Here is a 21943-nt window from a genome sequence, read left to right as displayed (position 1 = left end):
TTGCAGGTGGTCCCCCTCCCCCTATGGGGGAGGAGGCATGGAGCCGTGGCGTCCGGCCACCCTCTCGATCCGCGCTCCTCACTGGCGCCGCAGCGTTGCCGCGCCCGCCCGACTCCCGGCGCAGCTCGGCGTGACCCCCGGCCCGGATGCGCCTCCCAATCCGACCCCACGCGACCGGACGGCCCACGGCCGGCCGCGCCGCGGCCTGTTCGTGTGGTTCGTGGGGGGCGCAGTCCTCTAGCACGTCCCCGCCACACCGCCGCCAACAGCAGAAACGCCGCGAAGGTTGCCCCTCGCGGCGTCTCGAGATTCCGTTGCGCAATCCCCGCTCGCGCGGGAAGTCCGCCTACTTGCGGGTGAAGGCGCCGAACTTGGCGTTGAAGCGCGACACGCGGCCGCCGCGGTCGAGCAGCTGGTGGCCGCCGCCGGTCCACGCCGGGTGCGTCTTCGGATCGATGTCCAGGTTCAGCGTGTCGCCTTCCTTCCCGTAGGTGGAACGCGTCTGATAGGTGGTGCCGTCCGTCATCACCACGGTGATGAAGTGATAGTCGGGGTGAGTGTCTTGTTTCATCGAACGGGCGCCTGACGTATTGGAGCGGCCACAATCGGCCGGCCGCCGAGAAGGCGGGCGAAAAGGAAGCCGCGCGTATAGAGAAACGCGCGGGCAAATGCAAGGTGCGTGACGATGAGTGACCCGGGGCCAGAGTCTTCCGCGCCCGGATCCCAAGTCGAGGGCCGGCCCAGCGCGGGGCAGGCCCTGGCCCAGACCCTGGCCGACGGCGCCGCCAAGCGCGGCCGCAGCCGCAACGTGGGCGCGCTGCGCCGGCTCCGCCCGTTCCTCGCCGCCCACTGGGGCCGCGCCGCGGCCTCGCTCCTTTTCCTACTGATGTCCACCAGCGCGACGCTCGGCATGTCGGGCGCGATCCGCCTGGTGGTGGACAATTTGACCAATCCGGGGCTGGACGCCGCGACCGTGGACCGCCGCTTCCTGATCGTGGGCGCGGTCGCGGGCGCGCTGGCGGTCGCCACGGCCCTGCGATTCTACTTCGTCACCAGCCTGGGCGAGCGGGTGGTGGCCGACCTGCGCAAGGCCACGTACGGCCATATTCTGACCCTGGACCCGGCCTTCTTCCTGCAGACGCGCACGGGCGAGGTGCTGTCGCGGCTGACCACCGACATCGCCATCGTCGAAAACCTGCTGGCGACCTCGGTGTCGGTGGCGCTGCGCAACCTGCTCACCCTGATCGGGGCGCTGATCCTGCTGATGTTCGTCAGCCCGCACCTGACCAGCCTGGTGCTGCTGACCTTCCCCTTCGTGCTGGCGCCGCTGTTCCTGTTCGGCCGGCGGGTGCGCAAGCTCACCGCCTCGGCCCAGGACCGCTTCGCCGACGCCGTGGGCTCGGCCGGGGAGAGCCTGGATGCGCTGGAGACCGTGCAGGCCTTCGGCCGCGAGCGGGCCGCCGCCGAGCGGTTCGGCGGGGCCGTGGAACAGGCCTTCCGCGCCCAGATGCGGCGGATCACCACGCGCGCGGCCATGACCGCGGCGGTCATCGTCCTGGTGTTCGGCGGCATCGTCGGCGTCTTCTGGCTGGGCGTTCACGCCGGGCTGCGCGGCGACATCTCGTGGGGCGCGCTATTCCAGTTCGCCTTCCTGTCGGTGATGGCCGCCGGCTCGGTCAGCGCCCTGGGCGAGACCTGGGGCGACGTGCAGAAGGCCGCGGGCGCCATGGAGCGGGTGGGCGAGCTGCTGGACGCCCGCCCCGGCGTCGCCGCGCCGCCCCATCCCACGCCGCTGCCGGTCCCGCCGCGGGGCGAGGTGGCGTTCGAGGACGTGACCTTCGCCTATCCCGGCCGGCCCGAGTTGCCGGCGCTGCGGGGCTTTTCCCTCCATGTCCGGCCCGGGGAACGCGTGGCCCTGGTCGGGCCGTCCGGCGCGGGCAAGAGCACCGTCTTCCGCGTGCTGCTGCGCTTCTACGATCCCCAGTCCGGGCGCATCCGCGTCGACGGCGTCGACCTGCGCGACGCCGATCCGGTCGAGGTGCGCGCCCGCATGGCCCTGGTGGCCCAGGAGAGCCCGCTGTTCTCGGGCTCGGCCGCCGACAACATCCGCTTCGGCCGCGAGGGCGCCAGCGAGGACGAGGTGCGCGCCGTGGTCCGCGCCGCCCAGGCGGAGGGGTTCCTCTCGGCGCTGCCCGAGGGCCTCCAGACCGTCGTGGGCGACCGCGCCCGCACCCTCTCCGGCGGGCAGCGCCAGCGCCTGGCCATCGCCCGCGCCCTGATCCGCGAGGCCCCGATCCTGCTCCTGGACGAGGCCACCAGCGCTCTCGACGCCGAGAACGAGCACCTGGTCCAGCGCGCGCTGGACGAGGCCATGAAGGGCCGCACCACCCTGGTCATCGCCCATCGCCTGGCGACCGTGCTCAAGGCCGACCGGATCGTGGTGATGGACGAGGGCCGGGTCGTCGAGGAGGGCACGCACAACGAACTGGTGGCGAAGAACGGCCTCTACGCCCGGCTCGCCGCCCTGCAGTTCGAGGCGGCGTAGCGCATACGCCCGGCGGCAAGGGCCGCCCGCGCGTCCATATATATACAGCGTCCCCCCGCCCCAAACCGGCACGGCCGCGCCGGCGCCGGTCTTGCAGGCCCGCGCCGCAACGTCGGCTTCCTGCTCTCTGCGAGAGGGCAAGGGGTTGACTTCGCGGGTTCTCGCCTGAAGAACCCCGGCACACAGAAATTCGAAGGAGCTCCCATGGCTGTCCGCGTCGCCATCAACGGTTTCGGTCGCATCGGCCGTCTGGTCCTGCGTTCGATCGTCGAACATGGCCGCAAGGACATCGAGGTCGTCGCGATCAACGACCTGGGCCCGGTGGAGACCAACGCCCACCTGCTGCGCTACGACAGCGTCCACGGCCGCTTCCCGGCCGAGGTGAAGGTCGAGGGCGACACCATCGTCATCGCCGGCTACGCGCCGATCAAGGTCACGGCCATCCGCGACCCGAAGGACCTGCCGCACAAGGATCTCGGCGTCGACATCGCCCTGGAATGCACCGGCATCTTTACGTCGAAGGACAAGGCCCAGGCCCACCTCGACGCCGGCGCCAAGCGGGTGATCATCTCGGCCCCCGGCGACGGCGTGGACAAGACCATCGTCTACGGCGTGAACCACCAGACGCTGACCAAGGACGACCTGATCATCTCCAACGCCTCGTGCACCACCAACTGCCTCGCGCCGGTGGCCCACGTGCTGCAGGAGCTGTGCGGCATCGAGCGTGGCTACATGACCACGATCCACTCGTACACGGGCGACCAGCCGACGCTGGATACGATGCACAAGGACCTCTACCGCGCCCGCGCCGCGGCCATGTCCATGATCCCGACCTCCACCGGCGCCGCCAAGGCGCTGGGCCTGGTGATCCCGGCCCTGGCCGGCAAGCTGGACGGCTCGTCGATCCGCGTGCCGACCCCGAACGTCTCGGTGGTCGACCTGAAGTTCGTGCCCTCGAAGTCGGTGACCGTGGCCCAGATCAACGAGGCGCTGGAAGCGGCCGCCAATGGCGCGCTGAAGGGCGTGCTGGCGGTGACCAAGGAGCCGCTGGTGTCCATGGACTTCAACCACAACCCGGCCTCGTCGACCGCGGCCCTGCCGCAGACCCAGATGATCGACGGCGGCCTCGGCCGCGTCCTCACCTGGTACGACAATGAGTGGGGCTTCTCGACCCGCATGAGCGACACCGCCGTCGCCCTGGGCAAACTGATCTAGTATGGCCGTACCTTCCGGTGTTTGGGTCGAGATCAACGACGCAAATCTCCGAAACGACCACATCTACCTGAATGCGGTGTTGGACTACTTCCCCGAGTCCGCTCGGGGAGGTTCCAGTGCGGCAGACGCCGCCACGGACCTACTCAAGATTGAGTTCGTTCCCGGGCAGACAATTCAAACAGACATCGCCGGTGGTCACAATTTCCTGCGCGCCCGGAGTGAGGTGCGGGATTTCTTCGAGAGAAGTGGCGCGGCTTCAGGCGATCGCGTGCTCATCGAGAAGACGGGATCACGGCAGTTTCGGTTCACGCTCTGCAAGGTGAATTCACGGCCATGACCTTCAAGACCCTCGACGACGCCGACCTCTCGGGCAAGCGCGCCCTGGTTCGCGTCGATTTCAACGTGCCCATGGCCGACGGCGAGGTCAGCGACGACACCCGCCTGCGGGCCGCGCTGCCGACCATCGAGAAGCTGCGCCAGGGCGGGGCGAAGACGATCCTGCTGGCCCACTTCGACCGGCCCAAGGGCAAGCGCGTCCCCGAGATGAGCCTGAAGCCGGTGGTGGGGCCGCTGAGCAAGCTGCTGGGCGCGCCTGTGGCCTTCGCCGACGACTGCGTCGGCGACGAGGCGGCCAAGGCCGTGGCGGCCATGAAGGACGGCGACGTCCTGCTGCTGGAAAACGTCCGCTACCACGCGGGCGAGGAGAAGAACGAGCCCGACTTCGCCAAGGCCCTGGCGGCGAACGGCGACCTTTACGTCAACGACGCCTTCTCGGCCGCCCACCGTGCCCACGCCTCCACCGAGGGGCTGGCCCGCAGGCTGCCGGCCTATGCCGGCGAGCAGATGCGCAAGGAGCTGGAGGCGCTGGACGCCGCCCTCGGCAAGCCGCAGCGCCCGGTGATGGGCATCGTCGGCGGCGCCAAGGTCTCCACCAAGCTGGACCTGCTCAACAACCTGGTCGGCAAGCTGGACTACCTGGCCATCGGCGGCGGCATGGCCAACACCTTCTGCTTCGCCAAGGGCGCCGAGATCGGCGGCTCGCTGTGCGAGAAGGAGATGGCCGACACCGCTCGCGAGATCCTGCAGAAGGCCGAGGCCGCCGGCTGCAAGGTGATCCTGCCGGTCGATGTGGTCGTCGCGAAGGATCTGGCGCCCAACGCCCCGAACCGCACCATCGACCTCGCCGATGGCGTCCCCGCGGACGAGAAGATCTTCGACATCGGTCCGAAGGCCCTGGAGCAGGTGCTCGCCGCCATGTCCGAGGCCAAGACTCTGATCTGGAACGGGCCTTTTGGCGTGTTCGAGGTGGAACCCTTCGACAAGGCGACGGTTGATGCTGCGAAACACGCCGCCCAGTTGGCCAAGACCGGCAGGCTGGTGGCCGTTGCGGGCGGGGGTGATACGGTGGCGGCTCTGAACGCGGCCGGCGTCTCGCACGACTTCACGTTCGTATCGACTGCGGGCGGCGCGTTTCTTGAATGGATGGAAGGGAAGGAGCTGCCCGGCGTCGCGGCGCTCTCCCAATGAGACAGGTGGGGACCTGAAGTTATGGCCAGGATTACGCTTCGACAGCTTCTCGATCACGCGGCCGAGCACGGCTACGGCGTGCCCGCGTTCAACATCAACAACATGGAACAGGCGCTGGCGATCATGGAGGCCGCGGAGGCCACCGACTCGCCCGTGATCATGCAGGCCTCGCGCGGCGCGCGGTCCTACGCCAACGACATCGTGCTGAAGCACCTGATCGACGCGATGGCCGAGATGTATCCGCACATCCCGATCTGCATGCACCAGGATCACGGGAACAACGAGGCCACCTGCGCCACCGCGATCCAGTACGGCTTCACCTCGGTGATGATGGACGGCTCGCTGAAGGCCGACGGCAAGACCCCCGCCGACTACGACTACAACGTGAAGGTCACCCGCAACGTCGTGGACATGGCCCACTGGGTCGGCGCCTCGGTGGAGGGCGAGCTCGGCGTGCTGGGCAGCCTTGAGACCGGCATGGGCGAGAAGGAAGACGGCCACGGCTTCGAGGGCAAGCTCGGCCACGACCAGCTGCTGACCGACCCCGACCAGGCGGTCGAGTTCGTGAAGGCCACCGAGGTCGACGCCCTGGCCATCGCCATGGGCACCAGCCACGGCGCCTATAAGTTCACGCGCAAGCCGGACGGCGACGTCCTAGCGATGAACGTGATCGAAGAGATCCACCGCCGCCTGCCCAACACCCACCTGGTGATGCACGGCTCCTCGTCGGTCCCGCAGGACCTGCAGGAGATCATCAACAAGTACGGCGGTGAGATGCCCCAGACCTGGGGCGTGCCGGTGGAAGAGATCCAGCGCGGCATCAAGCACGGCGTGCGCAAGATCAACATCGACACCGACAACCGCATGGCCATCACCGGCGCCATCCGGAAGGTGTTCGCCGAGAAGCCGGGCGAGTTCGACCCGCGCAGCTACCTGAAACCCGCCAAGGAAGCGATGCGCAAGGTCTGCGTCCAGCGCTTCGAGGAGTTCGGCACCGCCGGCCACGCCTCCAGCATCAAGGCGATCCCGCTCTCTGAGATGGCCAAGCGCTACGCCTCGGGCGAACTGGCCCCCAAGATCGGCATCACCCGCGTCGCGGCGGAGTAGGACGCGCGCCGCAGGCGCTGATCTTCAAACCGTAGAAAACGCGGAGGGCGCAGCCGCTACGGCCCCTTCCGCGTCATTCTGCGGTTTCTGCGGTTGAATCTTGCCGGCCCTGATGGGGCCACGGGTGTCAGCCGGCCTGCGCCAGCAACTCCCCCATCATCCGGTGGACCAGGTTGATGGCCTTGAGCGGGCGGATCATCACCTTGAAGTGGGTGATCTTCCCCGCCTCGTTCCACGAGACGATGTCGACGCCGTTGACGGCGATCCCCTCGATCTCGGTCGCGAACTCCAGCACCGCAGACTGCTCGGCCCGCCACTCGCCCACATAGCGGAAGGTGTCGTTGTTCAGCACCTGCAGGGCGCCGGCCAGGTACTTGACGGTGATCGCCTTGCCGACCTGCGGCGTGTGGACCACCGGGCTCTCGAACACCGCCTCGTCGGCGATCAGGTCCTTGAGCGCGGCCATGTCGCGCGCCTCCACCACGGCGTGCCAGCGGGCGATCGGGTCCATCGGGGTCTCCAGAGACGACAAGCCGCCATCTTGGCTACGGCGCCGCGGCGTCGCGCAAGCCTCGCCATAGGCGAATTCGTCGGGACGACGCACAATCGCAGGCGGAGGATCCGATGGAGACCCTGGAAGTCATCGCCCGCCCGCGCTTCGAAAAGGCCCACCTCGCCTGGCTGACCGACATCCGCTCGCGGCGGGCCGGCAGCCGCGGGCCGCCGTATTTCACCCTGGTCTTCCCCGGCGCCCAGATGACGCCGGCGGCCTTCAGCGAACAGGTCCGCAAGTCTGCCGCCGGGGTCCAGCGCATCCGCTTCCGCCTGCGCTCGGCCATGGTGGTCCACGAACACACGGTGGGCCGCTACCACGTCTTCCTGATCCCGGACGAAGGCTTCGGCGCGATTCTCAAGCTGCACGACGCCCTGCACGTTGGCCCCATAGAGGCGGCCCTGCGGGCGGAGACGCCCTACCTGCCCCACATCACCGTGGCGACCACCAGCGACTATGCCGCCGCCCGCAAGCTGGCCCACGCCCTGAACCTCGGCGACCTGGACATCGCCGGCCACATCGACGCGCTGGAGGTCGAGCGGCGCGACGGCGAGGTGATCCGCAAAGTGGCCGACATCCCACTCGCGAAGGCAGGGTGGCTGGGGTGATCATACAAAGGATCTATGTTGATCACTAGAAGGATCAATTTTCCTTTTGGAGAGGCAAGGCGCAGGTTGGCGGTCACGAGCCAAGAGAGACCGCCATGGACAAGCCCAAGATCCTGACCACCGCCGCCGGCATCCCGGTGTCGGACAACCAGAACAGCCTCACGGCCGGCCCACGCGGCCCGCTGCTGGTGCAGGACCTGCACCTGTTCGAAAAACACGCGCACTTCAACCGCGAGCGCATCCCCGAGCGCGTGGTGCACGCCAAGGGCTCGGCCGCGCATGGGACCTTCACGGTCACCCGCGACATCACCCGCTACACCCGCGCCGACCTTTTCTCGCAGGTGGGCAAGCAGACCGACATCTTCCTGCGCTTCTCCACCGTGGCCGGCGAGCGTGGCGCGGCCGACGCCGAGCGCGACGTGCGCGGCTGGGCGCTAAAGTTCTACACCCAGCAGGGCAACTGGGACCTGGTGGGCAACAACACGCCCGTCTTCTTCGTCCGCGACCCGCTGAAGTTCCCCGACTTCATCCACACCCAGAAGCGCGACCCGCGGTCCAACCTGCGCAGCCCGACCGCCATGTGGGACTTCTGGAGCCTGTCGCCGGAGAGCCTGCACCAGGTGACGATCCTGTTCTCGGACCGCGGTATTCCGAAGAGCTACCGGCACATGCACGGCTTCGGGTCGCACACCTACAGCTTCCTGAACGCGGCCAATGAGCGGTTCTGGGTGAAGTTCCACTTCAAGACCCAGCAAGGCATCCAGAACCTGACCAACGCGGAGGCCGAGGCCCTGGTGGCGGGCGACCGCGAGACCCACCAGCGGGACCTGTTCGAAGCCATCGAGCGCGGCGAGTTCCCGAAGTGGACGGTCTATGTCCAGGTGATGCCGGAGGCCGAGGCCGAGACCACGCCCTACAACCCCTTCGACCTGACGAAGGTCTGGCCGCACGCCGACTATCCCCTCATCGAGGTGGGCGAGCTGGAGCTGAACCGGAACCCGGACAACTATCACGCCGAGGTGGAGCAATCGACGTTCTCGCCGGCCAACGTGGTCCCCGGCGTCGGCTACAGCCCCGACAAGATGCTGCAGTTCCGGCTGTTCTCCTACGCGGACGCCCATCGCCACCGCGTCGGGACGAACGCCGAGGCGCTGCCGGTCAACCGCCCCAAGTGCCCGGTGCACAGCTACCACCGCGACGGGGCGATGCGCTTCGACGGCAACGGCGGCGGTTCGGTGAACTACGAGCCCAACAGCTTCGGCGGGCCGAAGGAGGATCCGTCCTTCCGTGAGCCGCCGCTGAAGATCTCGGGTGACGCCGACCGCTACGACCACCGGGCCGGCAACGATGACTATGGCCAGGCGGGCGACCTGTTCCGCCTGATGAGCGACGACCAGAAGCGCCAGCTGATGGACAACATCGCCGCCGCCATGGCCGGTGTGCCCGAAGCCATCCTGCGCCGCCAGATCGCCCACTTCGCCAAGGCCGACCCGGCTTATGGCGAGGGCGTAGCCCGGCGGGTCGGTCTCGCTGCGGCCCTCGAACCGGCGGAGTAACTCCAGGCAGTTTCGGTCGGATTCTTGTCCTGTCCGTGTCGGGCCGGTCGCGCCTTCATCGTCCTAGGACCAGGAAAGGCGCGGCTCGCTCCGTCGCCCGAGGATGGAGAAGACGATGACCAAGCTGCTGCAACCCCTGCTCATCGGCGCCGCGCTGGCGACGCTGGTCGTCGCGCCGGTCGTGGCCGAGGCGGCGCCCGCCCAAGCCGCCGTCGCCACGGGCCCGACGGCCATGCCCAAGCCGGCCAAGAGCGGCCACGTCGAGGCGAACGGCGTCACCTACTACTACGAGGTCCGCGGCTCGGGGCCGCCGATGCTCCTCCTGCACGGCGGCCTGGGCTCGATCGACATGTTCGCCCCCGTCATGGCCGACCTGGCCGCCAGCCACACGGTGATCGGCGTGGATCTGCAGGGTCATGGCCGCACGGCGCTGGGCGACCGGCCGTTCACGCTGGAGGGCCAGGGCGCCGACATGGCGACGATCCTGACCAAGCTGGGCTACGACAAGGTCGACGTGGTGGGCTACTCGCTGGGCGGCGGCGTCGCCTTCCAATTCGCCGCCCAGAATCCGAGCCGGGTAAACAGGCTGGTGCTGGTCTCCGCCGGCTACGCGCAGGACGGCTTCTACGCCGACATGATCAAGCAGCAGGCCCAGGTCAGCGCCCAGGCTGCGCCGTTCATGAAGGACACGCCGATGTACGTCTCGTACATGGCCGTGGCGCCGCGCCCGCAGGACTTCCCCAAGCTCCTGGATACGCTCGGCGCCTACATGCAGAAGCCCTACGACTTCTCCGCCGACGTGCCGAAGCTGACCATGCCGACCATGCTCGTCTTCGGCGACAGCGACATGTACCGGCCCGAGCACGAGATCAAATTCTTCCAGATGCTGGGCGGCGGCCTGAGGGACGCCGGCTGGCAGCGCGAGCACATGTCGAAGAACCGCCTGGCGATCCTGCCCGGCCGCACGCACTACGACATCTTCCTCTCGCCCGAGCTGGTCTCCACGGTGCTCACCTTCATCGCCGATCGCGAGACGAGCCGCGATTGGCAGGCGGTCAACAAATAGTCGTCGGAGGACGGGGAGCCTCAGGCCTCGATGGGGTTCCCCTTCATCTCCTTGACGAAGAAGAAGCCAACGACGGCGGTGAAGGCCGCCACCGCGATAGGGTACCAGAGGCCGTAGTAGATGTTGCCCGTGGCCGCCACCATGGCGAAGGCCGTGGTCGGCAGGAACCCGCCCAGCCACCCGTTCCCCAGGTGATAGGGCAGCGACATCGAGGTGTAGCGGATGCGCGCGGGGAACATCTCCACCAGCGCCGCGGCGATCGGGCCGTAGACCATGGTCACGTAGATCACCAGCAGCCACAGCAGGAAGACGACCATCGGCTTGTTCACCAGCGCCGCGTCGGCCTTGGGGGGATAGCCGGCGTTGCTCAACAGCCCGCCGAGCTCCTTCGTCCAGGCGGCCTTCCGCGCGTCGAACTCAGCCTTGGGCAAGCCGGTCCCTTCGAAGCTGGCGAGCCGCGCCGTCCCGATCTCCACCACGGCGACCGTCCCGGCCGGCGCGGCGCGGTTCTCGTACGAGACCCCGGCGCCCGCGAGGGCCGACTTGGCGATGTCGCAGGCGCTGGTGAAGGCGGTCTTGCCCACCGGGTCGAACTGCAGGGCGCAGGTCGCGGGATCGGCGATGACCAGAACCGGCGCCGACGCCGTCGCCTGGGCCAGCTGCGGGTTCGCCGCCGCGGTCAGGGCCTTGAAGATCGGGAAGTAGGTGAGCGCAGCCAGCACGCAGCCGATCAGGATCACGGGCTTGCGGCCGACCTTGTCCGACAGCCAGCCGAACAGCACGAAGAACGGCGTGCCGAGCGCCAGCGAGATGGCGACCAGGGTGTTGGTCAGCGCCCCGTCGACCTTCAGCATCTTCTCCAGGAAGAACAGGGCGTAGAACTGGCCGGTGTACCAGACCACGGCTTGGCCCGCCGTCAGGCCCGCCAGCGCCAGGATCACCAGCTTCAGGTTGCCCCACTCGCCGAAGCTTTCGGCCAGCGGGCGCTTCGAGGACTTCCCCTCGTCGACCATCTGCTTGAACACCGGGCTCTCGTTCAGCCGCAGGCGGATCCACAGCGAGACGCCCAGCAGCAGGATCGACACCAGGAACGGGATCCGCCAGCCCCAGGCGCGGAAGGCCTCTTCCCCGATCTGGGTCCGCACCAGGAGGATGACGATCAGGCTGAGGAACAGGCCGAAGGTCGCGGTGGTCTGGATCCAGCTGGTGTAGAGCCCGCGCTTGCCCGGCGGGGCGTGCTCGGCGACGTAGGTGGCCGCGCCGCCGTACTCGCCGCCCAGGGCCAGCCCCTGGATCAGGCGCAGGGTGATCAGCAGGATGGGCGCGGCGACGCCGATGGTCTCGTAGCTGGGCAGCAGGCCCACCACGAAGGTGGAGATGCCCATCAGCAGCATGGTGACCAGGAAGGTGTTCTTGCGGCCCCAGAGGTCGCCCAGCCGGCCGAAGACGATGGCCCCGAACGGCCGCACCGCGAACCCGGCGGCGAAGGCCAGCAGGGCGAAGATATAGCCCGTGACTTCGTTCACGCCTGAGAAGAAGTGCTGGGTGATGAAGCCGGCGAGCGAGCCGTAGAGGTAGAAGTCGTACCACTCGAACACCGTGCCGACCGAGGCGCCCGCGACCACCGTCACGTTTGACCCGGACCGCGCCGGCGCGCCTTCCTCCACCCCAGCCGCCATACCCGCTCTCCACCAACTATGGGACGGGACCGTAGGGCGAAGCTCGCGGGCGTAGCAATGCCCCGCCCGCCTGGGCGGGGTGTTATCCCTCGGCCAGCTCGCCCATGGCGCTTTGCAGGTAGTTCTGCTCGCCCAGGCTCTTCACCAGGCTGATCTGGGTCTCGAGGAAGTCGATGTGTTCCTCGGTGTCGCTGAGGATCTCGGTCAGCAGCTCGCGCGAGACGAAGTCGGCGGAGGCCTCGCAGAGCTTGATGCCTTCGATGAGCGTCGTGCGGCCACCGACTTCGACGCCCAGATCGGCGGCGAGGCCCTCGGCGACGGACTCGCCGATCGAGAGCTTGTGCAGGTCCTGCAGGTTGGGAAGGCCGTCGAGGAACAGGATGCGCTTGATGAGCTTGTCGGCGTGCTTCATCTCGCCGATCGACTCGTCGTAGGTGATCTTGCCGAGCCGGGCGAAGCCCCAGTTCTCGTACATGCGGGCGTGCAGGTAATACTGATTTACGGCCGTCAGCTCATTGGTGAGGACCGCGTTCAACAGCCTGATGATCGCTTTGTCGCCTTGCACCGTAGAGCCTCCATCACAACGCTAGACGCGGGAATGCCTCTGGCGGGCATGGAGTGTCAAAGACAATGTCTGCGAGTGATTTGCGGTTGCTGAGAAAACCGCAGATCTGCCTGCGAATGATTTTCGCTCGCTCGAAGAGCGACCTATTCCGCGGCGAACCGCAGGGCTTCGCGTTCCTCGTCCAGGATCTTGCGCATGTCGCAGACGCAGCGGGCGCATTGGGCCGCAGAGTCGCAGGCCTTGAAGATCTGGGCGGGCCGGGACGCGCCGGCCGCGATGGCGGCGCGGACTTCGCGCTCACGGATGCCATTGCAGTTGCAGACGTACATGGGGCGCGACCGGCTCCTGGCTGACGCTTTCGATCTAGCGCCTTGCGACTAAGTTTGCAAGTCATTCGCAAGGAATGATGAATGCATTCAAGCCTGCGGCAGCATGTCGCAGCGACCAACGGCCGAGCTTGGACGTTCTAGGCGCCGGGAAGCGACCAGGCCTCTGGAAAACCCGGGAGCCGGCGCCACGGGGACGGCGATGGAACTCGATGCCCTGATACTTTCGCGGCTGCAGTTCGCGTTCACCATCGCGTTCCACATCATCTTTCCCAGCTTCACCATCGGGCTCGCCAGCTTCCTGGCGGTGCTGGAAGGGTTGTGGCTCATCACCAGGAACGAGGCGTTCAAGGCGCTGTACCTGTTCTGGGTGAAGATCTTCGCGATCTCCTTCGGCATGGGCGTGGTTTCCGGCGTGGTGCTGAGCTACCAGCTGGGCACCAACTGGAGCGTCTTCTCGGCCGTGGCCTCGCCGGTGATCGGACCGCTCCTGGCGTTCGAGGTGCTGACCGCCTTCTTCCTCGAGGCCTCGTTCCTGGGCGTGATGCTGTTCGGCTGGAAGAAGGTCGGTCCGGGCCTTCACTTCGCCGCCACCACGCTGGTGGCCATCGGAACCCTCATCTCCGCCTTCTGGATCATCTCGGCGAACAGCTGGATGCAGCACCCGACCGGCTTCACGACCCTGGCGGACGGCACGCTGCGCGCCGTCGACTGGTGGCAGGTGATCTTCTCGCCCACCTTCCCGGAACGCTTCGCCCACATGGCGCTCGCCGCGTACCTGACCACGGCCCTGGTGGTGGGCGCGGCCTCGGCCTGGCGAATCCTGCGCCGGTGGGGCCAGGACGGGCCGCAGGACGAAGAGGCCTCGCGCCTGGCGCTTCGCATGGCCATCGGCATGTTCGCGATCGTGGCGCCGCTGCAGCTTCTGGTCGGCGACCTGTCCGGCAAGGACGTCCTCCGCGTCCAGCCCGCGAAGCTCGCGGCCATCGAGGCGTTCTGGGAGACCCGTACGGAACAGCCGTTCCACATCGCCGCCTGGCCGGACCGCGCGGCCGAGGGCAACCGCTTCGAGCTGTCCATTCCCAAGCTGGGCAGCCTGATCACCGCCGGCAGCGCATCGGCCGAGGTCAAGGGCCTGAAGGCCTTCGCGCCCGAGGACCGGCCGCCGGTCTTCATCGTCTTCTGGTCGTTCCGGGTGATGGTGGGACTGGGCCTCCTGATGATCGGCCTGGGCGCCTGGGGCGTGTGGCTGCTGTGGCGGACCCGCGGACCTGAGTACAGCAAGCCCTTCCTGCGGGCGGCGGTGGCCATGGGTCCCGCCGGCTTCGTGGCGGTGATCGCCGGCTGGGTCGTGGCCGAGGTCGGCCGCCAGCCCTATGTGATCTACGGCGTGCTGCGCACCGCCGACGCCGTCTCGCCGGTCGGCGCCGGCCAGGTCTCGGCGTCGCTGCTGGCCTTCATGGTCATCTATGCGGTGATCTTCAGCGTCGGGGTGCTCTACATCCTGCGGCTGATCGCGGAGGGGCCCGAGACGCCGCCCCAGGAGGTCGACGAGCCGCCGGGCAATCCGCTGGCGGCGGGAACGAAGGGAGCGGCGCCATGAGCCTCGACCTGCCGCTGATCTGGGCCGGCATCATCGCCACGGCCGTGCTTCTCTACGTGCTGCTGGACGGCTTCGACCTCGGGATCGGCATCCTCTTCCCCTTCGCGGCCTCGCCCCAGGAACGTGACGTGATGATGGATTCCATCGCACCCGTCTGGGACGGGAACGAGACCTGGCTGGTGCTCGGCGGCGGCGGGCTCTTCGCGGCATTCCCCTTCGCCTATTCCGCGCTGATGCCGGCGCTGTACCTGCCGGTGATCCTGATGCTGCTGGCGCTGATCCTGCGCGGCGTGGCGTTCGAGTTCCGCCACCACGGCCGGACGCGCGGCAAGGCGTTCTGGACGGCGGCCTTCGCCGGCGGCTCGATCGCGGCGACCCTGGCCCAGGGCCTGGTTCTGGGCGGCTTCATCCAAGGGGTGACCCTGGAGGGACGCGCCTTCGCCGGCGGGCCGTTCGACTGGCTGACGCCCTACAGCCTGCTGGTCGCGGTGGGGCTGCTGGCCGGCTACACCCTCCTGGGCGCCACCTATCTGATCTGGCGGACCGAGGGCGAGCTGCAGGTCCGCGCCCGGCGCTGGGCCTGGATCTCGGCCGGGGCCACGGCCGCGCTGCTCGCGGTGGTGAGCGTGGCCACCCTGCTAGCGCATCCGCGGATCGCCGCGCGCTGGGGGTTCGAGAACGGCGCGTTCGACCTGGCGACCCTGGCCCCGCTGGCTCCCATCCCGTTGCTCGGCCTCGTGGGCCTGGGCGTCGTGATCCTGGGCATCCGGCGCGCCCATCAAGCCACCTCGCTGATGGGCGCCTACCTGGTCTTCCTCTCCGGCTATATCGGCCTGGCCGTGGGATTCTTCCCCAACATCGTGCCTTACGACATGGACTTCCGGCAGGCGGCCAACGCCGACAATGCGCTGGGCCTCATGCTGGTGGGCGTGGTCATCCTCCTGCCGGCGATCCTGGGCTATACGGCCTGGGTGTACTGGCTGTTCCGCGGGAAGGTGGGGAGTGGGGATGCCGGCTATCATTGAGCCGCCGCCCGAGGGCGGCGAGGCCCTGGCGCCACTGTGGAAGCGCCTGGCCTGGTTCGGCGGCCTGTCGCTCACCGGCGCGCTCTCCTGCGCCGGCATCGCCTATGCGCTGAAGATGCTGCTGCGCTGAGGCGCGGCGTGTGTATTTAGGGCCATGGCCCTACCGCTCTGCCGCCTCTACCTGATCACCCCGCCGCGCCTGGACGACCTGGCGGCGTTCGGCCACGTCCTGGCCCATGCGCTGGACGCCGGCGACGTGGCCGCCTTGCAGATCCGCCTGAAGGACGTCCCCGACCAGATCATCGCCGCCGCCGTCGACGCGCTCATGCCCATCGCCCAGGCGCGCGGCGTCGCCGTGATCCTGAACGACCGGCCCGACCTGGCCGCGAAGCTGGGCTGCGACGGCGCGCATATCGGCCAGGACGACATGCCGCTGGCGGAGGCGCGCCGGATCATGGGCCCCGACGCCATGATCGGCGTCACCTGCCACGACAGCCTGCACCTAGCCATGGAAGCCGCCGAGGGCGGCGCGGACTATGTGGCCTTCGGAGCCTTCTTCCCCACCACCACCAAGGACGCCGCCACCCGTGCCGAACCGGCGCTGCTCACCGGCTGGCAGGCGGACATGCTGATCCCCTGCGTCGCCATCGGCGGGATCACGGTGGAGAACGCCCGCGCCCTGGCGGCCGCCGGCGCGGACTTCCTGGCCGTTTCGGCCGGCGTCTGGAGCCATGGCGACGGCCCGACCGCGGCGGTGAAGGCGCTCAACGCCGAGATCGCGGCGGGCGTGGCCGAACGCTAGTCGGCGCCATCCTCGAATTCCGGCAGACCGTCGGGGGGGCGCACGAACGGGTGCCGGGTCGAGGTGTAGACCATGCGCTGCGGTCCGGGCAGCGTCGGATCGGCGAATGCGCCGCCGGCCACACCCAGCACCTCCTCGTCGTCGTCGGGCACGAACCACCACAGGTTCGACCCGCAGCGGGCGCAGAAATGGAACCTGGCCTCGCCGTCCGGCCGCTGGAAGGTGGACGGGGTTCCGCGCTGCGCGACCATCTGGTCCGGGTGGAAGTAGACCGTGACGCCGAAGAAGCTTCCCGTCCGGCGCTGGCAGCGGGTGCAGCAGCAGCTGGAGACCAGCATCGGCTCGCCCCGCATCGTCACGGCTAGGTCGCCGCACCAGCAGGACGCGACCCGCTCGAACGCCTGCGTCATCGGACTCTCCTTGCTTTCGTACCGGGCCGACACTAGGTTCCGCGCCCTCTATTCCCGCCCGAGATCTTTTGAAACCGTGAGCACCCAATCCGCCCTTCTGAAGGTGATGAGCGACGCTGCGCGCAAGGCCGCGCGCGGGCTCAACCGTGACTTCGGCGAGCTGGCCGAGCTGCAGGTGGCCAAGAAGGCACCCGCCGACTTCGTCTCTGCCGCCGACCTGAAGGCCGAGCAGGTGCTCTTCGAGGCGCTGACGAAGGCTCGGCCCGGCTACAGCTTCCACGGCGAGGAACGGGGCCTCATCGAGGGCACCGACAAGACCCACACCTGGATCGTCGACCCGCTGGACGGGACCACGAACTTCCTGCACGCCATCCCGCACTTCGCCATCAACATCGCGCTCGAGCGCGAGGGCGCTGTGGTGGCCGCGGTCACCTACAACCCGATCACCAACGAGCTGTTCTGGGCCGAGAAGGGCAAGGGCGCCTTCGTCAACGACCACCGCCTGCGGGTGGCCGCGCGCCAGCGGATGGACGAGGCGGTGCTGGCGACGGGCATCCCGTTCCTCGGCCACGGCCAGCACGCGAAGTTCCTCAAGGAGCTGCACCAGATGACCCAGCGGGTCGCGGGCGTCCGCCGCTTCGGCTCGGCCGCGCTCGACATGGCCTGGGTCGCGGCGGGCCGCTACGACGGCTACTGGGAACGCGACCTAAAGCCGTGGGATCTGGCGGCGGGCGTCCTGTTGGTCACCGAGGCGGGCGGCAAGGTCACCGACGCCGAGGGCGGCGATGCGGTGCTGGGCACGGGTTCGGTGGTCGCCTCCAACCTCGACCTGCATCCCCAGATCGTCAGTCGCCTGGCTGCCGCAAAATAGTGCTTAAGGTGCGGGGATGCTGACTCGCCGCACCCTCGCCGCCACTGTCCTCGCCGCCGCGGCGGCGCCCGCCTTCGCCACGCCGAAGACGAGGCCCCTGGTCATCGCCCACCGCGGGGCCAGCGGCGAGCGGCCCGAACACACGCTCATGGCCTACCGCCTGGCCATCGCGCAGGGCGCCGACTTCATCGAGCCCGACCTGGTGGCGACCAAGGACGGACACCTGGCGGTGCGGCACGAGAACGAGATCTCCGGGACCACCGACGTCGCTGCCCGGCCCGAGTTCGCCGCCCGCCGCGCCGAGAAGGTCATCGATGGGGAAAAGGTCGCCGGCTGGTTCACCGAGGACTTCACTCTGGCCGAGCTGAAGACGCTGCGCGCCCGCGAGCGCCTGCCGGCCCTTCGCCCCGCCAGCGCGGCGTTCGACGGCCGGGAGACGATCGTCACCTACCAGGAGGTGGTGGACCTGGCGAAGGCCGAGAGCCGGCGGCTGGGCCGGACTATCGGGACCTACCCGGAGATGAAGCATCCCACCTATTTCGCGGGGATCGGACTGCCGCTCGAGGCGCGGCTGGCCGACGCCCTGAAGGCGAACGGGCTCGCGACCCGGTCGGCGCCGGTGTTCGTCCAGTGCTTCGAGGTCGAGCCTCTGAAGACCATCGGCAGGCTGGTGCAGAGCCGCCGCGTCATGCTGGTCAGCCAGGGGCCGGCGCCAGTGAACGTGACGTCCGAAGCCGGCGTGAAGGCCATCGCCGCCTTCGCCGAGGGCCTCGGGCCGGAGTGGCCCCTGGTGGTCCCGACGGCGGGCGGCGCGCTGGGCGCGGCCACCGGGCTGGTCGGCTGGGCGCACGCCGCGGGGATGGCCGTCCATCCCTGGACCGTCCGCGCCGAAAACGCCTTCCTGCCCAAGACCTTGCAGCGCGGGCCGGGGCCAGCGGCCCACGGCGACGCCGAGGCGGTCCTGAAAGCTCTCTACGCCGCCCACGTCGACGGCGTCTTCAGCGACTTCCCGGCCTTGGCGGTCCAGGCGCGAGGCTGAACGCACTCGCGCCGGGCGGTCGTCGGCTCATGCCGCGAAGGTGGGATGGTAGCGATTCGGGTGGGCGAGCCGGTCAGCCCTCGACAGGGCGGACCTTGGCGGCGGCGTTGCGGGCGCGGGTGCGGGCTTCGTCCACGTCTGCCGCGCGGGCCAGGGCGACGCCCATGCGGCGGCGCTCGAAGCTTTCGGGCTTGCCGAAGAGGCGCAGGTCGGCGCCGGGGACGGCCAGGGCCTCGGCGACGCCGTCGAAGGCGATGCCTTTGGCCTCCAGGCCGCCGTAGATCACCGCGCTGGCGCCCGGCTCGCGCTGGGTCGTATCGACGGGCAGGCCGAGGATGGCGCGGGCGTGGAGCGCGAACTCGCTCTGGTGCTGGGTGGCCAGGGTGACGAGGCCGGTGTCGTGCGGGCGCGGGCTGACCTCGGAGAACCAGACGTCGTCGCCCTTCACGAACAGCTCGACACCGAAGAGACCCAGGCCGCCCAGCGCATCGGTGACCCTGGCCGAGATGTCGCGGGCCTTGGCGAGGGCGGCCGGCGTCATGGCCTGGGGCTGCCAGCTCTCGACATAGTCGCCCTTGACCTGGCGGTGGCCGATGGGGGCGCAGAAGCTGGTCTCCACCTCGCCGTCGCGCAGGGAGCGGACGGTGAGCTGGGTGATCTCGAAGTCGAAGTCCACGCGGCCCTCGACGATGACGCGGGGCTGCTCGACCCGGCCGCCCTCCAGCGCGTAGCGCCAGGCGGCGGCGATCTGGTCCGGCGTCTCCACGTAGGACTGGCCCTTGCCGGAGCTGCTCATCACCGGCTTCACGAAGCAGGGGAAACCGGTGACCGCTTCCGCAGCCGCCGCCAGCTCGGCCTCCGTGGAGGCGAAGGCGTAGGCGCTGGTGGGCAGCCCCAGCTCCTCGGCGGCCAGGCGCCGGATGCCCTCGCGGTTCATGGTCAGCTGGGCGGCGCGGGCGGTGGGGATGACGGTGGCCAGGCCGTCGGCCTCGATGCGGGCCAGCTCGTCCGTGGCGATCGCCTCGATCTCGGGGACGATGAGGTGCGGGCGCTCCTGCTCGACCAAGGCGCGGAGGGCGGCCGCGTCGGTCATGGCGATCACGTGGGCGCGGTGGGCTACCTGCTGGGCGGGGGCGTTCGCATAGCGGTCGACGGCGATCACCTCGCAGCCCAGGCGCTGCAGCTCGATGGCCACCTCCTTGCCGAGCTCGCCCGACCCCAGGAGCATCACCCGGACGGCGGTGGGGGACAGGGGCGTGCCGAGGCGGGTCATTCGAGAGGCCTTTCGATGAGACGCGCGGGCGCGCCAGCGCCGCTTTTAACTTGCCGGAAGGATCCTCGCCTGCGGCGCAGGTTAGAGCTTCGCCTTCGCCGCCGCGGCGACGGCTTCGGCGGTGATGGCGAAGTGTTCGTAGAGGGCCTTGTCCGTGCCGCTGGCCCCGAAGCCGGTCATGCCGACGAAGGCTCCGTCCGAGCCGATGAAGCGATCCCAGCCCTGGCGCACGCCAGCCTCGACGGCGACCCGCACCGGGGTCTCGCCGATCAGGGCGTCCTGGTAGTCAGTGGGCTGGGCCTCGAAGAGTTCGAAACAGGGGACCGAGACCACGCGGGCGCCGATCCCATCAGCTTCCAGGAGGTCACGGGCGGCCAGCGCTACCGGGACTTCCGTGCCGGTCGCGAAGATCGTCACCTGGGCCGGATGGCCGGCGCCCATGAGCTGATAGGCGCCGCGGGCCGACCGGTTCTCGCCCGCGTCACCGCGGACGCCGGCGGTCTTCTGGCGGCTCAGCGCCATCACCGAGGGCGTGGACTTGGCTTCCAGCGCCAGCTTCCAGCATTCCGCGGTCTCCACCGCGTCGGCCGGGCGGAAGACGTTGAGGTTCGGCATGGCGCGCAGGGAGGCCAGGTGCTCCACCGGCTGGTGGGTGGGGCCGTCCTCGCCCAGGCCGATGGAATCGTGGGTGCCCACGTGGATCACCCGGATCCCCATCAGGGCCGCCAGGCGGATCGCCGGCCGCGCGTAGTCGGTGAAGACCAGGAAGGTGCCGCCGTAGGGGATCACCCCACCGTGCAGGGCCTGGCCGTTCATGGCCGCGCCCATGCCGAACTCACGCACGCCGTAGTTCACATAGCGGCCGGCGTAGTCCGGCGCGTCGAAGATCGGGGTGTTCTTGACGAAGGTGTTGTTGGAGCCGGTCAGGTCGGCCGAGCCGCCCACCAGTTCCGGGATCTGGCCGAAGATCTGCTCCAGCACCGCGCCGGAATGCTGGCGCGTGGCGGCCGCGGGCTTGTCGGCGGCGGCCTTGGCGATGAAGGCGTCCAGGGCCTCGAAGGCGTGGGCGGGCAGCTCGCCGGCCATGGCGCGCTGGAAGTCGGCCTTGAGCGGCGAGGCGGCCAGGCGCGTTTCCCAGGCCTTGCGGTCCTTGGCGCCGCGCTTGCCGGCCTTGCGCCAGGGCTTCAGCGCCTCGTCCGGCACGGTGAAGGCCTCGTGCGGCCAGCCCAGGTTCTCGCGGGTCTTGGCGACCTCGTCCTTGCCCAGGGCCTTGCCGTGGACGTCGTGGGTGCCCTGGAAGGTGGGCGAGCCCTTGCCGATGACGGTCTTGCAGGCGATCAGCGAGGGCTTGTCCTGCTTGAGCGCCCAGGCCAGCGCCTTCTTGATGTCCTTCTCGTCGTGGCCGTCGATGCGCTTCGTGGCCCAGCCGGCGGCCTTGAAGCGGGCGATCTGGTCGGTGGCGTCCGAGATGCCCACGTGACCGTCGATGGTGATGTCGTTGTCGTCCCAGAGGACCGTCAGCTTGGAAAGCTTCAGGCGGCCGGCCAGGCTGATCGCCTCATGGCTGATCCCCTCCATCAGGCAGCCGTCGCCAGCCACCACCCAGGTGCGGTGGTCGACCAGGTCGGCGCCGAAGCGGGCGGCCAGCTTGCGCTCGGCCATCGCCATGCCCACGGCGGTGGCCAGGCCCTGGCCCAGGGGCCCCGTGGTGGTCTCGACGCCGGGGGTGTGGCCGTACTCGGGGTGGCCGGGGGTATTGGAGCCCAGCTTGCGGAAATCGCGCAGGCTCTGCATCGGCACGCCCTTCACCCCCGTGAGGTGCAGGAGGCTGTAGAGGAGCATCGAGCCGTGGCCGGCCGACAGCACGAACCGGTCGCGGTCGGCCCAGTCGGTGGCCGAGGCGTCGTACTTCATGAACTTGGACCAGAGGACGGTCGCGACGTCGGCCATGCCCATGGGCATGCCGGGATGCCCGGAGTTGGCCTGTTCGACGGCGTCCATCGAGAGGACGCGGATGGCGTCGGCCATGAGCTTGGTGGGCGCGGACATCGTCGGATCGGTCTCTTCGTGGCGAGGCAATTGCGCGGCGGCCTCGCACGCGAGGGCGGCAGGGTCAAGAAATGGCCCCTCTATTTCGCGAGACTCACCCGGACGGGTATAGATGTCCCGACGG

General features: G+C 69.1%; 22 protein-coding genes. 14 read left to right on the top strand and 8 right to left on the bottom strand.

Going from position 1 to position 21943, the window contains the following annotated elements; genetic code table 11:
* Window positions 1-346: 346 nt before the first annotated feature.
* Window positions 347-571 (bottom strand): 50S ribosomal protein L31, encoded by a 225-nt coding sequence (gene rpmE, locus A2790_RS19220; protein ID WP_068877732.1) that lies wholly within the window; start codon window positions 569-571, stop codon window positions 347-349.
* 114 nt (window positions 572-685) lie between these two features.
* On the opposite strand from rpmE, the gene A2790_RS19215 reads away from it, so the two are divergent.
* The 5 genes from A2790_RS19215 (at window position 686) to fba (ending at window position 6394) form a co-directional block, all read left to right on the top strand.
* On the top strand, window positions 686-2545 hold the full coding sequence (locus A2790_RS19215; protein ID WP_293395083.1) for an ABC transporter transmembrane domain-containing protein: 1860 nt from the start codon (window positions 686-688) through the stop codon (window positions 2543-2545).
* Window positions 2546-2749: 204 nt separating this feature from the next.
* Entirely contained in the window at window positions 2750-3760 is a 1011-nt protein-coding gene (gene gap / locus A2790_RS19210) for a type I glyceraldehyde-3-phosphate dehydrogenase (RefSeq protein WP_293395080.1), read from the top strand.
* Between the two features lies 1 nt (window position 3761).
* Entirely contained in the window at window positions 3762-4097 is a 336-nt protein-coding gene (locus tag A2790_RS19205) for a hypothetical protein (RefSeq protein WP_293395077.1), read from the top strand.
* Window positions 4094-5287 (top strand): phosphoglycerate kinase, encoded by a 1194-nt coding sequence (locus A2790_RS19200; RefSeq protein WP_293395074.1) that lies wholly within the window; start codon window positions 4094-4096, stop codon window positions 5285-5287. Before A2790_RS19205 ends, A2790_RS19200 begins: the two co-directional genes overlap by 4 nt.
* Before the next feature lie 21 nt (window positions 5288-5308).
* Window positions 5309-6394 (top strand): class II fructose-bisphosphate aldolase, encoded by a 1086-nt coding sequence (gene fba, locus A2790_RS19195; protein WP_293395071.1) that lies wholly within the window; start codon window positions 5309-5311, stop codon window positions 6392-6394.
* Between the two features lie 127 nt (window positions 6395-6521).
* Here fba and A2790_RS19190 read toward each other — a convergent pair whose 3' ends face one another.
* Window positions 6522-6905 (bottom strand): nuclear transport factor 2 family protein, encoded by a 384-nt coding sequence (locus tag A2790_RS19190; protein WP_293395068.1) that lies wholly within the window; start codon window positions 6903-6905, stop codon window positions 6522-6524.
* Window positions 6906-7018: 113 nt separating this feature from the next.
* On the opposite strand from A2790_RS19190, the gene A2790_RS19185 reads away from it, so the two are divergent.
* The 3 genes from A2790_RS19185 (at window position 7019) to A2790_RS19175 (ending at window position 10177) form a co-directional block, all read left to right on the top strand.
* Entirely contained in the window at window positions 7019-7555 is a 537-nt protein-coding gene (locus A2790_RS19185) for a 2'-5' RNA ligase family protein (RefSeq protein WP_293395065.1), read from the top strand.
* Between the two features lie 95 nt (window positions 7556-7650).
* Window positions 7651-9111 carry a catalase gene (locus tag A2790_RS19180; protein WP_293395062.1) on the top strand — a complete coding sequence of 487 codons (1461 nt, stop codon included), beginning with the start codon at window positions 7651-7653 and terminating at the stop codon, window positions 9109-9111.
* A 115-nt stretch (window positions 9112-9226) separates the two neighbouring features.
* Window positions 9227-10177 carry an alpha/beta hydrolase gene (locus tag A2790_RS19175; RefSeq protein ID WP_293395059.1) on the top strand — a complete coding sequence of 317 codons (951 nt, stop codon included), beginning with the start codon at window positions 9227-9229 and terminating at the stop codon, window positions 10175-10177.
* A gap of 20 nt (window positions 10178-10197) precedes the next feature.
* Here the strand turns inward: A2790_RS19175 and A2790_RS19170 are convergent, their stop codons facing one another.
* From A2790_RS19170 to A2790_RS19160, 3 genes are all read right to left on the bottom strand, one after another.
* Complete coding sequence (locus A2790_RS19170) at window positions 10198-11856, bottom strand: MFS transporter (protein WP_293395056.1); 1659 nt, start codon at window positions 11854-11856, stop codon at window positions 10198-10200.
* Window positions 11857-11938: 82 nt separating this feature from the next.
* Window positions 11939-12421 carry a bacterioferritin gene (gene bfr / locus A2790_RS19165; RefSeq protein ID WP_293395053.1) on the bottom strand — a complete coding sequence of 161 codons (483 nt, stop codon included), beginning with the start codon at window positions 12419-12421 and terminating at the stop codon, window positions 11939-11941.
* A 143-nt stretch (window positions 12422-12564) separates the two neighbouring features.
* Complete coding sequence (locus tag A2790_RS19160; RefSeq protein WP_068877723.1) at window positions 12565-12750, bottom strand: (2Fe-2S)-binding protein; 186 nt, start codon at window positions 12748-12750, stop codon at window positions 12565-12567.
* Between the two features lie 199 nt (window positions 12751-12949).
* Here A2790_RS19160 and A2790_RS19155 point away from each other — a divergent pair, with 199 nt between their 5' ends.
* From A2790_RS19155 to thiE, 4 genes are read left to right on the top strand one after another with little or no spacing between them, the layout of a single operon-like run.
* Entirely contained in the window at window positions 12950-14350 is a 1401-nt protein-coding gene (locus A2790_RS19155; RefSeq protein WP_293395047.1) for a cytochrome ubiquinol oxidase subunit I, read from the top strand.
* Window positions 14347-15375: a cytochrome d ubiquinol oxidase subunit II gene (gene cydB / locus A2790_RS19150; RefSeq protein WP_293395045.1), complete on the top strand. Its 1029-nt coding sequence runs from the start codon at window positions 14347-14349 to the stop codon at window positions 15373-15375. The genes A2790_RS19155 and cydB overlap by 4 nt, the downstream gene beginning before the upstream one ends.
* Entirely contained in the window at window positions 15359-15505 is a 147-nt protein-coding gene (locus A2790_RS19145) for a hypothetical protein (protein ID WP_156467284.1), read from the top strand. Before cydB ends, A2790_RS19145 begins: the two co-directional genes overlap by 17 nt.
* 24 nt (window positions 15506-15529) lie before the next feature.
* The gene (thiE, locus tag A2790_RS19140) at window positions 15530-16177 is read left to right on the top strand and encodes a thiamine phosphate synthase (RefSeq protein WP_293395041.1); all 648 of its coding nucleotides are present in this window, start codon (window positions 15530-15532) and stop codon (window positions 16175-16177) included.
* On the opposite strand, the gene A2790_RS19135 is transcribed toward thiE, so the two are convergent.
* Window positions 16174-16587: a GFA family protein gene (locus tag A2790_RS19135; protein ID WP_293395039.1), complete on the bottom strand. Its 414-nt coding sequence runs from the start codon at window positions 16585-16587 to the stop codon at window positions 16174-16176. The genes thiE and A2790_RS19135 overlap by 4 nt on opposite strands.
* A gap of 76 nt (window positions 16588-16663) precedes the next feature.
* Between A2790_RS19135 and A2790_RS19130 the strand changes: the two genes are divergently transcribed.
* Window positions 16664-17458 carry an inositol monophosphatase family protein gene (locus A2790_RS19130; RefSeq protein ID WP_293395037.1) on the top strand — a complete coding sequence of 265 codons (795 nt, stop codon included), beginning with the start codon at window positions 16664-16666 and terminating at the stop codon, window positions 17456-17458.
* A 16-nt stretch (window positions 17459-17474) separates the two neighbouring features.
* Window positions 17475-18497 (top strand): glycerophosphodiester phosphodiesterase family protein, encoded by a 1023-nt coding sequence (locus A2790_RS19125; RefSeq protein WP_293395035.1) that lies wholly within the window; start codon window positions 17475-17477, stop codon window positions 18495-18497.
* A gap of 73 nt (window positions 18498-18570) precedes the next feature.
* On the opposite strand, the gene purT is transcribed toward A2790_RS19125, so the two are convergent.
* Together purT and tkt are read right to left on the bottom strand one after the other, a co-directional pair.
* Window positions 18571-19770, bottom strand: coding sequence for a formate-dependent phosphoribosylglycinamide formyltransferase (purT, locus tag A2790_RS19120; protein WP_293395033.1), 1200 nt, complete (start codon window positions 19768-19770; stop codon window positions 18571-18573).
* A gap of 81 nt (window positions 19771-19851) precedes the next feature.
* Window positions 19852-21798 carry a transketolase gene (gene tkt, locus A2790_RS19115; RefSeq protein ID WP_293395098.1) on the bottom strand — a complete coding sequence of 649 codons (1947 nt, stop codon included), beginning with the start codon at window positions 21796-21798 and terminating at the stop codon, window positions 19852-19854.
* Window positions 21799-21943 lie beyond the last annotated feature (145 nt).

It is taken from the genome of Phenylobacterium sp. RIFCSPHIGHO2_01_FULL_69_31 (assembly GCF_001824475.1).
Taxonomy (GTDB): Bacteria; Pseudomonadota; Alphaproteobacteria; order Caulobacterales; family Caulobacteraceae; genus Phenylobacterium.
The sequence above is the reverse complement of the archived record's forward strand: the minus strand, read 5'-3'. Positions and strand labels throughout refer to the sequence as shown.

What these genes read in the sequence shown, in the direction of transcription:
- A2790_RS19205 (WP_293395077.1), top strand. Translation starts at nt 3,762, where the DNA reads ATGGCCGTACCTTCCGGTGTTTGGGTCGAGATCAACGACGCAAATCTC.
- A2790_RS19175 (WP_293395059.1), top strand. Translation starts at nt 9,227, where the DNA reads ATGACCAAGCTGCTGCAACCCCTGCTCATCGGCGCCGCGCTGGCGACG.
- gap (WP_293395080.1), top strand. Translation starts at nt 2,750, where the DNA reads ATGGCTGTCCGCGTCGCCATCAACGGTTTCGGTCGCATCGGCCGTCTG.
- thiE (WP_293395041.1), top strand. Translation starts at nt 15,530, where the DNA reads ATGGCCCTACCGCTCTGCCGCCTCTACCTGATCACCCCGCCGCGCCTG.
- A2790_RS19185 (WP_293395065.1), top strand. Translation starts at nt 7,019, where the DNA reads ATGGAGACCCTGGAAGTCATCGCCCGCCCGCGCTTCGAAAAGGCCCAC.
- A2790_RS19180 (WP_293395062.1), top strand. Translation starts at nt 7,651, where the DNA reads ATGGACAAGCCCAAGATCCTGACCACCGCCGCCGGCATCCCGGTGTCG.
- A2790_RS19215 (WP_293395083.1), top strand. Translation starts at nt 686, where the DNA reads ATGAGTGACCCGGGGCCAGAGTCTTCCGCGCCCGGATCCCAAGTCGAG.
- A2790_RS19190 (WP_293395068.1), bottom strand. Translation starts at nt 6,905, where the DNA reads ATGGACCCGATCGCCCGCTGGCACGCCGTGGTGGAGGCGCGCGACATG.
- A2790_RS19155 (WP_293395047.1), top strand. Translation starts at nt 12,950, where the DNA reads ATGGAACTCGATGCCCTGATACTTTCGCGGCTGCAGTTCGCGTTCACC.
- tkt (WP_293395098.1), bottom strand. Translation starts at nt 21,798, where the DNA reads ATGGCCGACGCCATCCGCGTCCTCTCGATGGACGCCGTCGAACAGGCC.
- A2790_RS19135 (WP_293395039.1), bottom strand. Translation starts at nt 16,587, where the DNA reads ATGACGCAGGCGTTCGAGCGGGTCGCGTCCTGCTGGTGCGGCGACCTA.
- A2790_RS19145 (WP_156467284.1), top strand. Translation starts at nt 15,359, where the DNA reads ATGCCGGCTATCATTGAGCCGCCGCCCGAGGGCGGCGAGGCCCTGGCG.
- rpmE (WP_068877732.1), bottom strand. Translation starts at nt 571, where the DNA reads ATGAAACAAGACACTCACCCCGACTATCACTTCATCACCGTGGTGATG.
- A2790_RS19125 (WP_293395035.1), top strand. Translation starts at nt 17,475, where the DNA reads ATGCTGACTCGCCGCACCCTCGCCGCCACTGTCCTCGCCGCCGCGGCG.
- A2790_RS19170 (WP_293395056.1), bottom strand. Translation starts at nt 11,856, where the DNA reads ATGGCGGCTGGGGTGGAGGAAGGCGCGCCGGCGCGGTCCGGGTCAAAC.
- A2790_RS19200 (WP_293395074.1), top strand. Translation starts at nt 4,094, where the DNA reads ATGACCTTCAAGACCCTCGACGACGCCGACCTCTCGGGCAAGCGCGCC.
- purT (WP_293395033.1), bottom strand. Translation starts at nt 19,770, where the DNA reads ATGACCCGCCTCGGCACGCCCCTGTCCCCCACCGCCGTCCGGGTGATG.
- cydB (WP_293395045.1), top strand. Translation starts at nt 14,347, where the DNA reads ATGAGCCTCGACCTGCCGCTGATCTGGGCCGGCATCATCGCCACGGCC.
- A2790_RS19160 (WP_068877723.1), bottom strand. Translation starts at nt 12,750, where the DNA reads ATGTACGTCTGCAACTGCAATGGCATCCGTGAGCGCGAAGTCCGCGCC.
- fba (WP_293395071.1), top strand. Translation starts at nt 5,309, where the DNA reads ATGGCCAGGATTACGCTTCGACAGCTTCTCGATCACGCGGCCGAGCAC.